General features: G+C 64.3%; 11 protein-coding genes. 7 read left to right on the top strand and 4 right to left on the bottom strand.

Annotation, left to right across the window (positions count from 1 at the left end; translation table 11 throughout):
• Positions 1–6: 6 nt before the first annotated feature.
• Together uvrB and J2857_RS09225 are read right to left on the bottom strand one after the other, a co-directional pair.
• Entirely contained in the window at positions 7–3069 is a 3063-nt protein-coding gene (gene uvrB, locus J2857_RS09230) for an excinuclease ABC subunit UvrB (RefSeq protein WP_210009791.1), read from the bottom strand.
• Positions 3070–3164: 95 nt separating this feature from the next.
• On the bottom strand, positions 3165–5159 hold the full coding sequence (locus J2857_RS09225; RefSeq protein ID WP_210009790.1) for a putative bifunctional diguanylate cyclase/phosphodiesterase: 1995 nt from the start codon (positions 5157–5159) through the stop codon (positions 3165–3167).
• A 335-nt stretch (positions 5160–5494) separates the two neighbouring features.
• Between J2857_RS09225 and J2857_RS09220 the strand changes: the two genes are divergently transcribed.
• Positions 5495–6967: a DUF1800 domain-containing protein gene (locus tag J2857_RS09220; RefSeq protein WP_210009789.1), complete on the top strand. Its 1473-nt coding sequence runs from the start codon at positions 5495–5497 to the stop codon at positions 6965–6967.
• A 3-nt stretch (positions 6968–6970) separates the two neighbouring features.
• Positions 6971–8149: a DUF1501 domain-containing protein gene (locus tag J2857_RS09215; RefSeq protein ID WP_210009788.1), complete on the top strand. Its 1179-nt coding sequence runs from the start codon at positions 6971–6973 to the stop codon at positions 8147–8149.
• Positions 8150–8163: 14 nt separating this feature from the next.
• Here the strand turns inward: J2857_RS09215 and J2857_RS09210 are convergent, their stop codons facing one another.
• Both J2857_RS09210 and J2857_RS09205 read right to left on the bottom strand, forming a co-directional pair.
• Positions 8164–8751: a hypothetical protein gene (locus J2857_RS09210; RefSeq protein ID WP_210009787.1), complete on the bottom strand. Its 588-nt coding sequence runs from the start codon at positions 8749–8751 to the stop codon at positions 8164–8166.
• A 14-nt stretch (positions 8752–8765) separates the two neighbouring features.
• On the bottom strand, positions 8766–9155 hold the full coding sequence (locus tag J2857_RS09205) for an acyl-CoA thioesterase (RefSeq protein WP_210009786.1): 390 nt from the start codon (positions 9153–9155) through the stop codon (positions 8766–8768).
• 211 nt (positions 9156–9366) lie between these two features.
• On the opposite strand from J2857_RS09205, the gene J2857_RS09200 reads away from it, so the two are divergent.
• The 5 genes from J2857_RS09200 (at position 9367) to J2857_RS09180 (ending at position 15187) form a co-directional block, all read left to right on the top strand.
• On the top strand, positions 9367–11205 hold the full coding sequence (locus tag J2857_RS09200; RefSeq protein WP_210009785.1) for a methyl-accepting chemotaxis protein: 1839 nt from the start codon (positions 9367–9369) through the stop codon (positions 11203–11205).
• A gap of 137 nt (positions 11206–11342) precedes the next feature.
• Entirely contained in the window at positions 11343–11924 is a 582-nt protein-coding gene (locus tag J2857_RS09195) for an NAD(P)H-dependent oxidoreductase (RefSeq protein ID WP_210009784.1), read from the top strand.
• 120 nt (positions 11925–12044) lie between these two features.
• Positions 12045–13496 carry an extensin-like domain-containing protein gene (locus tag J2857_RS09190; RefSeq protein WP_210009783.1) on the top strand — a complete coding sequence of 484 codons (1452 nt, stop codon included), beginning with the start codon at positions 12045–12047 and terminating at the stop codon, positions 13494–13496.
• A 9-nt stretch (positions 13497–13505) separates the two neighbouring features.
• Complete coding sequence (locus J2857_RS09185; protein WP_210009782.1) at positions 13506–13829, top strand: MmcQ/YjbR family DNA-binding protein; 324 nt, start codon at positions 13506–13508, stop codon at positions 13827–13829.
• Positions 13830–14368: 539 nt separating this feature from the next.
• Positions 14369–15187: a sulfite exporter TauE/SafE family protein gene (locus J2857_RS09180; protein WP_210009781.1), complete on the top strand. Its 819-nt coding sequence runs from the start codon at positions 14369–14371 to the stop codon at positions 15185–15187.
• Positions 15188–15280: the final 93 nt, after the last annotated feature.

Below are 15280 nucleotides of genomic sequence, written 5' to 3'. Positions count from 1 at the left end.
GATGGCTCACCGCCCCGGCCGCCCGGTCTTCCCCTTCGTCCGGCTCTTCCGCTTCTGCTCCCCCGCATCCTCATAACTTCCCGCGCCGATCTTGCCGCGCAGGAGAGGGCGGGGGTCGTCGGTGGATCCTCGGGTCGGACCCGAGGATGACGACGGAGAGGTTGAGGATGACGGCGCCGGTTTCGGCGGAATCTTGCCGATGACCGGCTTTTCGGTGCGGCCGACGGTCATTTCGTCGAGGTCGTTCTTGCGAAACAGCGATGGCTTGGTGGGTTCGGCTATGTCGCGGCCCATGTCGGAAAGGTCCGGCTTACGGAATAGCGGCGTCGCGGTATCGGTGCCCGGGCCCATGTCGTCGAGGCCGGGTTTGGCGAAGAGGGAGGTCGAGGGTGTGGCTTTCCCCTCATCCGCCCTGCGGGCACCTTCTCCCCGCTGGGTAGAAGGAGACTCGCGGCGGGCTTTGGAGCCGCCTTTGCCGTTTCCACCCTTGCCGCCACCGCCTTCGACGGCGAGGGCCTCGTCGCGGGCGATCGGGTCGTCCATGACGGCGAGTTCGGCGGCCTTGAGGCGCTTGATTTCGTCGCGCAGGCGGGCGGCCTTTTCGAAGTCGAGGTCGGCGGCGGCGTCGCGCATCGATTTTTCGAGCGCGTTGAGATGGGCCTGCAGATTGTTGCCGACCAGGTGGCCGCCATCCGCAAAACCCTTGCCGGAGACGCCGGAAATGTCGGCGCGGACGTGGTCGCGCTCGTAGACCGAGTCGAGGATGTCGGAAATCCTGGCCTTCACCGATTCCGGCGTGATGCCGTGGGCGGTGTTGTATTCCATCTGCTTTTCGCGGCGGCGGGCGGTCTCGTCCATGGCGCGCTGCATCGAGCCGGTGATCTTGTCGGCATAAAGGATGACTTTGCCGTCGACGTTACGCGCGGCACGCCCGATGGTCTGGATCAGCGACGTCTCCGAGCGCAAAAAGCCTTCCTTGTCGGCGTCGAGGATGGCGACGAAGGCGCATTCGGGAATGTCGAGGCCCTCGCGCAGAAGGTTGATGCCGACCAGCACGTCGAAGGCGCCGAGGCGGAGGTCGCGGATGATCTCGATGCGCTCCAGCGTGTCGATGTCCGAGTGCATGTAGCGGACGCGAACACCCTGTTCATGCAGGTATTCGGTGAGGTCTTCGGCCATGCGCTTGGTGAGCACGGTGCAGAGCGTGCGATACCCCTTGGCGGCGGTCTCGCGGATCTCGCCGAGCACGTCGTCGACCTGGGAGCGGGCGGAACGGACTTCCACCGGCGGGTCGATCAGGCCGGTCGGGCGGATCACCTGTTCGGCGAACACGCCGCCGGACTGTTCCATCTCCCAGTTGCCGGGGGTGGCCGAGACGGCGACGGTGAGCGGGCGCATCGCGTCCCATTCCTCGAAGCGCAGCGGCCGGTTGTCCATGCAGGACGGCAGGCGGAAACCGTATTCGGCGAGCGTCGCTTTTCGTCGGAAGTCGCCCCGGTACATGCCGCCGATCTGGCTGACCGAGACATGGCTTTCGTCGATGAAGAGGAGCGCGTTGTCGGGGATGTATTCGAACAGGGTCGGCGGCGGCTCGCCGGGATTGCGGCCGGTCAGGTAACGCGAATAGTTCTCGATGCCGGCGCAGGAGCCGGTCGCCTCCAGCATCTCGATATCGTAGCGGGTGCGCTGTTCCAGCCGCTGCGCTTCGAGCAGGCGGCCGCCCTTTTCGAGCTCGGCGAGCCGTTGCTTCAGCTCTTCCTTGATCGCCTTGATGGCGCCGTTCAGCGTCGGGCGCGGGGTGACGTAATGCGAGTTGGCGTAGATTTTTACCGATTTCAGGTCGCCGACCTTGTGGCCGGTCAGCGGATCGAACTCGGTGATCGCGTCGATCTCGTCGCCGAACATCGAGATGCGCCAGGCGGCATCCTCAAGGTGGGCGGGGAAGATCTCGATCGTGTCGCCGCGGACGCGAAACGAGCCGCGCACGAAATTCAGGTCCTGGCGCTTGTATTGCTGGGCCACCAAGTCTGCCAACAATTGACGTTGATCCAATCGGTCGCCGACCGACATCTGGAAGGTCATCGCCGTATAGGTCTCGACCGAGCCGATACCGTAGATGCAGGAGACCGAGGCGACGATGATGCAGTCGTCGCGCTCCAGGAGCGAACGGGTGGCGGAGTGGCGCATCCGGTCGATCTGTTCGTTGATCGAGGATTCCTTCTCGATGAACGTGTCGGAGCGCGGCACATAGGCTTCCGGCTGGTAATAGTCGTAATAGGAGACGAAATATTCGACCGCGTTGTCCGGGAAGAAGTTCTTGAACTCGGAATAGAGCTGCGCCGCCAGTGTCTTGTTGGGCGCCAGGATGACGGCCGGGCGCTGGGTCGCCTCGATCACCTTGGCCATGGTGAAGGTCTTGCCCGAGCCGGTGACGCCGAGCAGGACCTGGGAGCGCTCGCCGGAATTGATGCCCTCGACGAGGTCGCGGATGGCGGTCGGCTGGTCGCCGGCGGGCTCGTAGTCGGACGCCATGCGGATGGTGACGCCGCCCTCGGACTTCTCCGGCCGGGCGGGACGATGCGGCGTCCACAGCTTGCCGTCCTTGAACAGCGGATTGCCGCTCTCGATCAGCGCCGACAGCGCCTCGACTGTGGCGGTGACCGAACCAGCGGCCAGGGTCTCGGCGTCCTCGAGCGAGGTATCCATGCCGGCGACCGGATTGAGGCCGGCGCGGGCGCGCGTCTTCGGATCGGACGAGGCGCCGATCGACACGCCGCGGGACGTCTTCGAGGCGGTGGTGTTCTTGGCCGTGGTTGGGGCTGACTTGGCGGCCTTGATGGCTTCCTCGCGCGCCGCGATCTCTATTCTTTTGCGGTGTTTTCCCGCCTTGGAGGCGATCTCGCGCTGCGTCTCGACGCCGGAGGCTTCCGCCTCGGCTTCCAGCTGCTTCACCCAGTCGGAGACGCTGCCTTGCAGAGGCGCGCCCTCGAACGACGATTGCGGGGCTTCCTCGAAACCGTTGTGATTGTCCGGGTTCGAGGCGGGCGATTTTTTCGGTGATCTGGCCATGCCGCGAATATGGAGAGACTCTTCGCGAAAGTGAAGAGGGGCAGGTCACAAAACGAGTACAAAAGGGAAACGGATTTAGGGGCACGGAGGAAGGTTTACGCCACCTGGCGCTGGCTGGCGGCGCGGCGGCATTCGATCCAGCCGGGGATGCGTTCGGCCGGCATCGGGCGGCCGAAGAAATAGCCCTGGGCGAACTCGCAACCGAGCGCTTCGAGCGCCTTGGCCTCTTCCTCGCTCTCGACGCCTTCGACCACCACTTCCATCGACAGCGCCCGGCCGAGGCCGACGATGGCGCCGACGATTTCCTGGTTCTGGCGGCTGAGATGCACGCCCGTGATGAAGCGCCGGTCGAGCTTCAGCCGGTCGACCTTGAGCGCCACGAGATAGGCGAGCGATGAATGTCCGGCGCCGAAATCGTCGACGGCGAGCTTGTAGCCGGACCGTTCGATACGCTTCAGCTGCTCGCCGGCGACCAGCGTGTCGAGGATCGCCTCCTCGGTGATCTCGATCTCGAACAGGGCCGGGTCGATGCGGTGGGCATTGGTGATGCGGTCGAGCACGTCGGTGACCGAATAGAGGTCGAACTCGCGCGGCGAGACGTTGATCGCGACGGTCGCCCGCGGCAGGCCGAGCGAGGGCAGGCGGTTCAGGAGACCGCAGGCGGCCTCGGCGATGGTCGCGGTCAGCCGGTCGGCAAGATTGGCTGCCTGGGCGGCGGCGACGATTTCCGGCGGCGCGATCGGCCCGAGATAGGGATGGTGCCAGCGCACCAGCGCCTCGAAGCCGGTGATCTCCTGGGAGGCGAGGTCGACCTGCGGCTGGAACCAGGCTTCGATATCGCCGGCATCCAGCGCGTCGGCGAGTTCGTGCTCGATCTGGTTCTGGCGGTCGGCCTGGGAGCGGAAGGCGGGCTCGAATTCGCGCCACTGGCGCCGTCCGCCGTCCTTGGCCCGGTAGAGCGCCATGTCGGCGCTGATGAACAGGTCCTCGGCCGTATCCGCATGCAGCGGAAAGAACGCAAGTCCGATCGAGGTGCCGACCACTGTCGGCTGGCCCTCGAGCATGACCGGCTGCCGGCTGCGATCGAGGATGTGTGCCGCCAGGTCGCGAGCACGTTCCCCCGCATCGGAGCCGCCGAGAATGATCGCGAACTCGTCGCCGCCGAGCCGGGCGATGGTGCCCCTGCCGTCGATGGCCGAGCGCAACCGGTCGCTGATTTCGACGAGGAGGGCGTCGCCGGCGCTGTGGCCGAGCGTATCGTTGACCATCTTGAAGCGGTCGAGATCGAGGATGAGGAGGGCGAGTTGCTCCTCCGCGGTCCGGGCGGTGGAAATCCCGGTATCGAGGGCGGCATTGAAGGCGGCACGGTTGGCAAGCCCGGTCAGCGGATCGCGATTGGCAAGCACTTCCAGTCGGTAGTTGGCGCGCAGGATATCCGAGTTGGCGCAGGAGAGTGAATCGGCAAGCGCCGTCGCCTTCAGTTTGCCGAGCACGTTGCCGACGAAGGTCGCCTCGCTGGTGCGGCTGCTGCGGATCAGCACCATCGTCAGCGCCACGACGTCGATGGTGAGGAGCCAGCCGCCGGCGCCGCCGCTGACGGCAAGCGAGGCCATCACGGAGATGTTGGGCGGTATCGCGAATGCCAGGGAAACCGGGTTGTGCCCGACGCCCATCAGGACTGCGCCGGTCGCCATGCCGCACATGATCAGATAGAGGCCGCTATCTCCGCCAAGCGCATTGAAATCGGGCACGGTCAACGGAAGAGCCGCCCAGGCGAGGCCGCTGACCATCGCTCCGAAGGTCAGGACATGGAGTGCCTGTTGCGGAGCATGTTCTACGGTCTCCCAACGCGTCAGGATCGACGCCAGGACGACGCGCAGGACCAGGCTTGCGATCACCGCAGTGAACCAGAGGCCCGCCGAAAAGGTCAGGCCACGGTCGATCGTGGTGACGAACAGCGCCGAAGCGGATATCGCGGCATTGGTGGCGAGCGTCGAGGTGAGGCGTTCGAGCATGGTCGAAGCCTGTGCTCGCTTCACGTCCAGTGCGAGGGCCGGGTCGATTTGACCTGTTCTGAATTCGGCTTCCATCGATCTGCTCGGGCTGGAGTTCCTGATCAATCCCAGCACTATCGAGCGGCGACTATAAGAAAGTCTTGCTTTCGGAAGATCTTCCTCAAGCCGACCGATTCATCCTAAATGAACAGGAAACCGTCCGCCGTCTGCGCCTCAATATTGAGCGAATGCCTCCGAGTTGTCCCAAAGCCCGGGTTGATCCTGCAATAAATCCGATTTTTCGCGCAGCGCTGGAACTTCCCGGACCGTCATGAATTACAAATTGTCCATGTCACGAAATGGCCGCAATTCCTGTTGGTTTCCACCACATTTGTTCGGGACTCTGAGCGGGTCCAACGAGGAGTGATTCAATGGCTCTTCCCACCCCGACCCTGGCCGCCATCCGATACGGTTATGGTCTTCGTCCCGGCGAAGAGCCGCCCCGTGATGTAGAGGCGCTGCTGGGGCAGATCGAGGAAGGGGCTTCCGAAAAGCCCCGTTTTCCGCGCGAGGGTATAGCCGGCCGGCTAGACACGGCAACCCGCGTCGTTTCGCTTCTCGCCGCCGAGGCGAAAGCCCGCAAGGCCGGAAATCCGAATGAAGACGTCCGCAAGGCAACCCAGGGCGAGGCCCGACGCATCTATCGGCAGGATGCCATGGCGCGGCTTGCCCAGGCGATCCATTCGCCGCTCGGGTTTTATGAGCGCCTCGCGAGTTTCTGGGTCGACCATTTCTCGACCAGCGTGATGAAGTCGCTGCCGATGCGGATGATCGTGCCGCTCTACGAAGCGCAGGCGATCCGTCCCAATCTCGGCGGTTCTTTCACCGGGCTGCTGTCCGCCGCCATCCTCCATCCGGCGATGCTGATCTATCTCGACCAGGACCAGAGCGTCGGGCCTGATTCCGTTGCCGCCCGCAAGAGCGGCCGCGGGCTCAATGAAAACCTCGGCCGCGAGCTGCTCGAACTCCACACCCTGGGCGCCGGCAGCGGCTATACCCAGGAGGACGTGCGGGCCGCGGCGCTGATCCTGACGGGACTTTCCGTCGACAATCGCGCCATGCAGGTCGTCTATCAGCCGCGGTTCGCCGAGGCGGGACCTGTCAACCTGCTCGGCCGAATCTATCGGGACGACGAAGGTGACGGTCAGGACCACGTGCTGATGCTCGAAGACCTGGCCGCCAATCCGAAGACCGCGCAGCATATCTGCGGCAAGCTCGTCCGGCATTTCATCGCCGACGACGCGCCCGAGGAGGTGGTCGTGGCGATGGTCACGGCCTGGACGAAGAGCCGTGGCAATCTGACCGAAGTCTACCGCGCCATGCTCGAGCATCCGCGTGCCTGGTCGGAGCCCGGGCAGAAGATCAAGCAGCCGTTCGAATTCGTGGTGTCCGGTTTCCGCGCGCTCGATCTGCCGGAGAGGAATTTCGCCAACCTCTTGCGCGACATGGACGATGGTGACGATGACGAGAGCCCGGTCCAGAAGGCCATGGACCTGACCGGCATGGCGGCGAGGGAAGATAGCAAGAAGAAGGCGGGGCGTGCCAATGCCCTGACGCTCGGCGCCCTGCAGCGCATGGGACAGCCGATCTGGCAGCCGCCGAGCCCCGCAGGTTTCGCGGACGAAGCGAGCGTATGGCTGGCCCCGAGCCAGCTGAGCGAGCGAATTTCATGGTCGCGAATGGTCGCGCGAATCTTCGGGCAGAAGATGGAGCCATCCGTCTTCCTTCAGGCAGCACTTGCCGATGCCGCCCATCCGGAGACCAGCAGGATTATCGCGCAGGCGCCCAACAAGGTTCACGGCATCACGATGGTGCTGGCGTCCGCAGAGTTCAACAGGAGGTAGACGATGAGCTTTGACAATGGCTTACGATTGTCCCGCCGCGGCTTCCTGGCCGGCGCCTGCTGCGTGGCTGCCGCTCCCATCCTGACGCCGGTGAGTTTCGCCGCCATGCCCGGCGACAACCGCTTCGTGACGATCATCCTGCGCGGCGCGATGGACGGGCTCGATTTCGTCCAGCCCTACGGCGATCCGGCCTATGCGGCGCTGAGGCCGAAGCTCGGCTTGAGGCCGGATACCGGCCTCATCGATCTCGACGGCTTCTTCGGCCTCAATCCGGCGGCATCCGCGCTGATGCCGTTGTGGCAGGCGGGCGAGCTCTCCTTCGTGCATGCGGTCTCGACGCCCTATCGAGACCAGCGCAGCCATTTCGATGGCCAGGACATGCTGGAAACCGGCGGCAACGGCAAGGGCGAACGCACCGGCTGGCTGAACCGCACGCTCGCGGTGATCCCTCGCTCGAACGCCCGCAAGGCGATCGACATCAACACCTCGATGGAACTGATCCTCAGCGGTCCGAACGAGGCGGATTCCTGGTCCTCCCAGAGCAACTTCGCGCTGGCACAGGACGAGATCGCCTTCCTCGACCGGCTCTATGCCGGCGACCCGGCGTTTGCCAAGGCGATGGAGGAGGCGAAGAAGACCGACATGTCGGCGGACTCGCTTTATGGCGATGCCAAGCGGGGTGCCGGCATTGCCGACATGGCGAAACTCGCCGGCGGCATGCTGCGCGAGGACTACCGGATCGCCAGCTTTTCGATCAATGGTTGGGACACCCATGTGGGCCAGCAGGAGCAGTTCAAGAAGGCGGTCGGCGATCTTTCGACCGCGATCGTGGCGCTGAAAGATTCGCTCGGCGAGGACGCCTGGAGGAAGACCGCCGTGCTGACGATGACGGAATTCGGCCGCACGGCTCGCGAGAACGGCACCAATGGCACCGACCACGGAACCGGCGGACTTGCGGTGCTCGCCGGCGGAGCGATCCCCGGCGGCAAGGTTCTGGGCAAATGGCCGGGCCTTTCCGAAGACAAGCTGCTCGACCGCCGCGACCTGATGCCAACCGGCGACGTGCGCGAGGTCGCCGCCGCCATGCTCTACAGGCAGTTCGGCATCGAGCCCGACAATCTCACCGCCAAGGTGTTTCCGGGGCTGAGCTTCGATACGTCCTCGGTCTATTTGAAGGGGTAGCCGGCGGGCTGCGCCTAGGTCAGGAAGTCGTAGACGCGGAAAATCCAGTAGAGTTGATAGACCAGCGCGAAGATGACAAAGCCGGCGTGATAGCGACGGTTTGCAGTCGTCGCGGCGATGATCGCGAGCAGGAAATAGATTGCCGTGCGGACAGGATACTCCCAGCCCAGCGAGGCGAAATAATCCCAGCCCTTCAGCGCCGTATCGACGATGTCGGTGACGAGCATCCCCGCCAGGAAACCGAAGAACCAGGTCCGTCGCGACAGGAAATAATGTTCGTAACCGTCGTAGTCTTGCAACGAGGTTGGGAAGAGCAGGGCGCACAGGAAGAAGAACAGCGCGCAGAAGGCGATCAGGAACAGATAGGCCGCAAAACCGATCACCGGCAGGGTGTGCAACCGGTACTCCCACCACCAGAAATGCACCAGGAACAGGAACATGAACGCCACCCAGCCGAGATGGACGGGGTAGATGCGGGCGGCGCGCGGATGCTGGACGATGCCGGCGAGGCCGTTCAGCAGCCGTGCCAGGCTGAGGCTCACCACCATGCCCATGACCACGCGGATATGCGTGAAGGTTTCGGCGGCGGTTGCGGCGTCCATGGCGGTTCCCCGATTTATTCCTCGGCCGGCACCGGCACCGGGCGGCCGTCCTCGTCGAGAGCCACCATGATGAAGGTGCCTGCGGTGACTTTCTCGATCATCCGGTGGCGCGCCCGCTGCGCCCAGGCTTCCACCATCAGCGTGATCGACGAGCGTCCGACGCGGGTGATTTCCGTGTAGATGTTCAGCGTGTCGCCGATCTTGACCGGCAGTTCGAAGGCCATTTCCTTGACCGCTGCGGTGACCACGCGGCCGCGGGCGCGTTCGGCGGCGCGGATGCCGCTCGCCAGGTCCATCTGTGCCATCACCCAGCCGCCGAAGATATCGCCGGCCGCGTTGGCATCCGCCGGCATGGCGAGCGTCCGGAGCGTCAGTTCGCCGGTCGGCTTGGCTTTTTCGGTCATCGTCATCTCTCTTTCGAAGCGGTTTCCAGGGCGACTCCTCCCGCCGCGAGACTAACCGGACGCGAAGAGGAAGGAAACTCCAAGAAAAAGCGTTTCCATATCAATAATTTAGACTGCACTAATGCGCGTTCGCCGCGATTTGTGACGGCTTCACTACCTGGTAACCAACGCCCATTAGAATTTAAGGCGAATTGCACATAAGGGGGGTCCCATGCAACGTCTCGCCATTTCCTGGCGCCTTTATAGTCTCGTGCTGCTGTCGCTCATAATCCTCGGCGGCGCCATGACCTTCAGCCTGTTCCAGAGCTACGCCTCGTCGGAACGGGAACGGAAGGCGGGCCTTGCCCAGATGAACGATGTGGCGCTGACGGTGCTCAAGAAATACCAGGCCCTGGAAGCCTCCGGTGCCATGACCCGCGAGCAGGCCCAGAGCGAGGCCAAGGCCGTCATCTCGGTGATGCGTTACGGCGAAGGCAGCGGCTATTTCTGGATCAACGACATGCTGCCGCGGATGATCATGCATCCGATCAAGGCCGAGCTGAACGGCAAGGACCTGTCGAACGACAAGGATCCGAACGGCAAGTTCCTGTTCGTCGAGTTCGTCAACGCGGTCAAGGCAAGCCCGACCGGCAAGGGTTTCGTCGACTACTACTGGCCGAAGCCAGGCGCCGAGCAGCCGGTCGAGAAATATTCGCACGTCGCCGGTTTCGCCCCCTGGGGCTGGATCGTCGGCACCGGCGTTTATGTGGACGACCTGCACGCCATGTTCCGCCGCGATGCGATCAACTTCGCGTCGATGTTCGGCATCGGCGTGCTGGTGCTGATCGCCGGCGCCACCTTCGTGGTCAAGACGGTTACCGGCCCGATCGGCAAGATCAAGCAGGCGCTGCAGTCGATCGCATCGGGCGAGGCGCGTGTCACCGTGCCCTGCACCGAGCAGAAGAACGAGATCGGCGACATGGCCCGGGCGCTCTCCGTGCTGCGCGATTCGGTCGACGAACGTGCCCAGTTGCAGGCGCGCGAGGCCGAACAGGCCCGCATGATCGCCAGCGAACGTTCCGACAACGAGCGCACGATGACGGCTGCCGCCGAGCGGCAGGGGCGCGCGATCGGCGAGCTCGGCCGGGCGCTCGAGGCGCTGGCCGGGGGCGATCTTTCCGTGGCGCTCGCCGATATCGGCGAGGACTATGCGAAACTCCGCCACGACTTCAACGCGGCGGTCGGTTCGCTGCACCAGGCGATCGCGGCGATCTCCGAGACGAGCCTTGTCGTACGCGACAGCGCCTCGGACATTTCCGGAGCGACGGGCCATCTCTCCAAGCGCACCGAACAGCAGGCGGCGGCGCTCGAAGAGACCGCAGCCGCGCTCGACGAGATCACCGCAACCGTCCGCACCGCCTCGGAACGGGCGGTCGAGGCCCGCACCATGGTCAGCGAAACCAAGGACAGCGCCGGCCGCTCGGGCGAGATCGTCCGCAATGCGATCGACGCCATGGGCCGCATCGAGGAGAGCTCCAGCCGCATCAACCAGATCATCTCGGTGATCGACGAGATCGCCTTCCAGACCAACCTTCTGGCGCTCAATGCCGGCGTCGAGGCGGCGCGGGCCGGCGAAGCGGGCAGGGGCTTTGCGGTCGTGGCGCAGGAAGTGCGCGAACTGGCGCAGCGTTCCGCCAATGCCGCCAAGGAGATCAAGACGCTGATCAGCAATTCCGCCCGCGAGGTGGAAGGCGGCGTGGCGCTGGTGCGCTCCACCGGCGACGCGCTGGTCGAGATCGCCACGCTGGTCGAACGGGTCAACGCCCATGTCGACACGATTGCGACGGCCGCCCGCGAACAGGCGACGGGGCTTCAGGAGATCAATTCCTCCGTCAACCATATGGACCAGATGACCCAGCAGAACGCGGCGATGGTGGAGGAAACCACCGCGGCGAGCCAAACCCTTGCCGAACAGAGCCTGCACCTGCAGGGCCTTCTTTCGGCCTTCAGGCTCGCTGACGGCGGCCGCGGGGCGACCTCAGGTCATGCGTCGCGCGCCCGCGCCGCCTGATCCGCACTGATCACTGCCAAGAAACAAAGGCCGCCGGCGCGACAAGCCCGGCGGCCTTTTGATGCCGGCCGCATTGACCAGGGTCAAATACGCGGATCTCCGTTGCCCCTAACGCTGGGGCACCTTCAACGGAGAATATGATGACGAGGATCGTGATCATCCAGGGACATCCGGACGCCGCCGAGCCGCATCTCTGTCATGTGCTGGCCGACGCCTATGCCAGGGGAGCCGAGGCCGGCGGGCATTCGGTCGAGCGCATCGAACTCGCCCGCATCGGCGTGCCGTTCCTGACCTCTCAGAAGGAGCAGCAACACGGGACGCTCAGCCCGCCGATCCTCGACGCGCAGGTGAAGATAAGACGGGCGGATCACCTCGTCTTCGTCTATCCGCTCTGGCTCGGTTGCATGCCGGCACTGCTCAAGGCGTTCCTGGAACAGGTGGCGCGGCCGGGCTTTGCCTACGATACCTCGCGGGGACCGTTCGACAGCGGTCTTCTGAGCGGCAGGTCGGCGCGGGTGGTGGTCACCATGGGCATGCCCTCCTGGTATTACAGGGTCGCCTACGGCTGCCATAGCCTGAAGGCGCTGAAGGTAGGCATCCTGCATTTCGCCGGCATCCGCCCGGTACGCTCGACTTTGGTGGGCAAGGTCAATGCCGGGAATTTCGATGGCGCAAAATGGGTCGCCAGGATGGCGGCCACGGGAAGGCGAGCGTCCTGAAACGATCGCAAATTGCATCGAAAGGTCACGAAAGGGCCTTGATTTCTCAAAGGTTCATTTACCGACTTTGCCTAAACTCTCAGCGTGTGTCATTTCGGCACCGGAAGAGTGGCAACTGGTATGGCGTATGCTCCCCTTTCTCGGCGGGTGATCGGCTTGCTGATGATCCCGACAATGCTGGCTGCCTGTTCCGCCGGGGATCTCGTTCCGCCCGCGCCGATCGACAACGGCCGGGTCGGGGCGATCCAGCCGATGCGCGACATCCCCCGCGAACCCGTCTCGCAGCAGGCCTATCCGACGAGCGCCGCGCCGGTTTCGCAGGCAAGCGGCGTCGGTTACGCGAACACGCCGAACCTCGCCGGCACCGGTTACCCCAATTCGGCCTATCCAGGTTCCAACGCCAATGACGGCGGCCATTACCTGCGGGCGCCGGCCCAGGTGCAGTCCGCGCCCTTGAATGCACCCATGTCGCAGCAGCCATCCGGCGGCGCCCGCCAGGGCCGCCTGCCGATGATCGACAGCGACGAGGCGATGCAGCAGCAGGCATCCGTCGGAGGCCGCAATGCGACCCGTAATGCCGGACCGATGACCATTCCGGAAGAGGGCGTCAACATCGACGCCGAGCTCGGTTTCGGCCCCGACGAGAGCGACGTGACGGGGCTCGCCGAGGAGGAGGATTCCGATATCGCCGAAGGTGTCGGCGACCAGCCCGTCGTCGACGGCATCGGCACCGACAACCCGCGTGCGCTGCAGCCCCGCCGCCAGCCGATCTCGCAGCAGATGCCCCAGTCCATGAACGACGACCGCGTGCTGGTGCCGCCGAAGCGCCAGGGCGCCGGCCTGCAGGGCGACCTGGCGAACAACGATATGACGTGGAGCGACGGGTCGCGCGTCATCCCGCCAAGCCGGGCGCCTGCCGGCAGCCAGCAGGTGGCGATGCTGCGGCCCAACAATCCGATGAGCGACAACGGCCCGATGAGCCAGCGCGACATGCCCTGGCAGCGCGATGTGATGCCGCGGTCGGAAGTGAGCTGCCGCGCAGAGCTGAGGCGGCTCGGCGTCGAATTCGACGACCGGCCGCCCATCGACGCAGGCCCGAGCTGCAGGGTGCCCTATCCGGTGAAACTCTCCGGTCTCTCCGGCAATATCGACGTCAAGCCGGCCGTCACGCTGAACTGCCAGACGACGCTCGCCTTTGCCAAATGGGTGAAGAACGAACTCGCGCCCTCCGCGCGTTACCGCTATCTTACCGGCATCCAGAAGATCGTGCCGATGGGCGGTTATTCCTGCCGGCGGATGAACAACAGCAACCAGCGCTACAATCCGATGTCCGAGCATGCCAAGGGCAACGCCATCGACATCGGCCAGATCGTGCTGAAGGACGGACACGAGATCGACGTGCGCAAGAAGGGCCTGTTCTCGATGCGCGAGGGCGGTCTCCTGAAGGCGGTGCGCAACGACAGCTGCAAATATTTCAGCACCGTGCTCGGTCCCGGCAGCAATGCGGAACACTGGAACCATTTCCACTTCGACCTGCGCTCCCGCCGGGGCGGCAAGCGTTATTGCGACTGAGGTCCGGCGATGGCCGATGCCGACATGCTCCGCAGCCTGGCCCTCTCTCTGGAAGGAACGTCCGAAGCACCGCATTTCGACAGGGCGGCGTTCAAGGTCAGGCGCATCTACGTGACGCTGGCGGCCGACGGCCTGACCGCGAATTTCAAGTTCACTCCGGACGAGCAGCAGATCAAATGCGAAATGCTGCCGAACGCCTTTTCACCGGTCCAGAACGCCTGGGGCCGTCAGGGCTGGACTACGGCGGTTCTTTCGGAATTGGAAGAGACGGATCTCCGCGACGCGCTGGAGACGGCGTGGCGGCATGCGCTTGCCGGTAAACGTCGGACCTGAGCTCACCATGCCCGATACGCCCGAGACATGGCGCTGCCGTCAGCCTGTGGACATTAATCGCCCATAAACCATATCCGGCAACCAAACTGGAACCATAAGCGGCGGCGACGCAAGAGTGGTGACGCCGCAGCCCGCCCCCCGGCTTACCCCTGCTGCGGCACGAGACCCGGCGTGCGGACCCATGCCCATGGCAGACGCCGGGTCTCACTCGAGCATCTGAGCCGGATCGGCTTGAAGCACCTTCAAAAAAGAAAGCCGGCTCAGGGAGCCGGCGAGGGTGGAGGTGAGGCTCGCGGGGAGGAGCCGTGCTTCCGGTTACGCAAGAACTTGTATTTGAAAACATTACACAGGCGGCAAGCGGAAACGAAAAGGACTGAAACACTCTGGTCATGACGGTCGCGCGAGAGGTTACGTGCGGCGTAAAAGGCGGAACCGTTGCTTGCCTGGTGGGGACAATGCTGTAAGAACGTCACGGAAAAATGACAACGGCAGTGGATGTATTCCTTCTTCGGACCCGATGTCGGACTGGAGACCGGAATTTGTCCATCGCAGCGCTTTTTCCCTTCATCCTGGCGCTTCTGGCCGGCGGCGCGGTCGCTGGAATTCTCGCCGGCATGTTCGGAATCGGCGGCGGTGCGATCCTGGTGCCGATCTTCTTTCATGTCTTCGGGCTGCTCGGTGTTCCCGAGGACGTGCGCATGCAGCTGGCGCTCGGCACGTCGCTGGCGATCATCGTGCCCACCTCGATCCGCTCCTTCATGGCGCATCGCCAGCGCGGCGCGGTCGATACCGATCTGCTGAAGGGCTGGATCGTCGCAGTGCCGCTCGGCACGCTGATCGCAACCGTTATCGCCGCCAAGGCGACCAGCGCGGAACTGCAGCTGATCTTCGCGGTCATCGCGCTGGTGCTCGCCTTCCGGATGATCTTCAACCGCGCGAGCTGGAAGCTTGGCGACGACCTGCCGGACAATCCCGTCAAGTTCCTGGTCGGGACCGGCATCGGCATCCTGTCCGGCCTGATGGGCATCGGCGGCGGCATCCTCAACAACACGTTCATGACCCTCTACGGCCGGTCGATCCACCAGGGAGTGGCGACCTCCTCGGGCGTCGGCGTGCTGATTTCGCTGCCGGGCCTCGCCGGTTATGTCTGGGGCGGCTGGGGGAAGCCCGGTCTGCCGCCATTCTCGACCGGCTATATCAACTGGCTGGCCGTGGCACTGCTCATCCCGGTCACGCTCTACCTTGCGCCGGTCGGTGTGCGGCTGGCGCATGTCATGTCGAAGCGGCAGCTCGAAATCGGCTTCGGCATCTTCCTGATCGTCATCTCCATCCAGTTTTTCCTGTCGATTATCCTCTGAAACCGTCAGCAATATTCTTCTACCAGGGATGGTTTCGGCGGTTTGCGTGCCTATATTCGCGGCGCATCCCGAAAATCGATTCCTTGAGAAGAC

It is taken from the genome of Neorhizobium galegae (assembly GCF_017877055.1).
GTDB lineage: Bacteria > Pseudomonadota > Alphaproteobacteria > Rhizobiales > Rhizobiaceae > Neorhizobium > Neorhizobium galegae_D.
The sequence above is the reverse complement of the archived record's forward strand: the minus strand, read 5'-3'. Positions and strand labels throughout refer to the sequence as shown.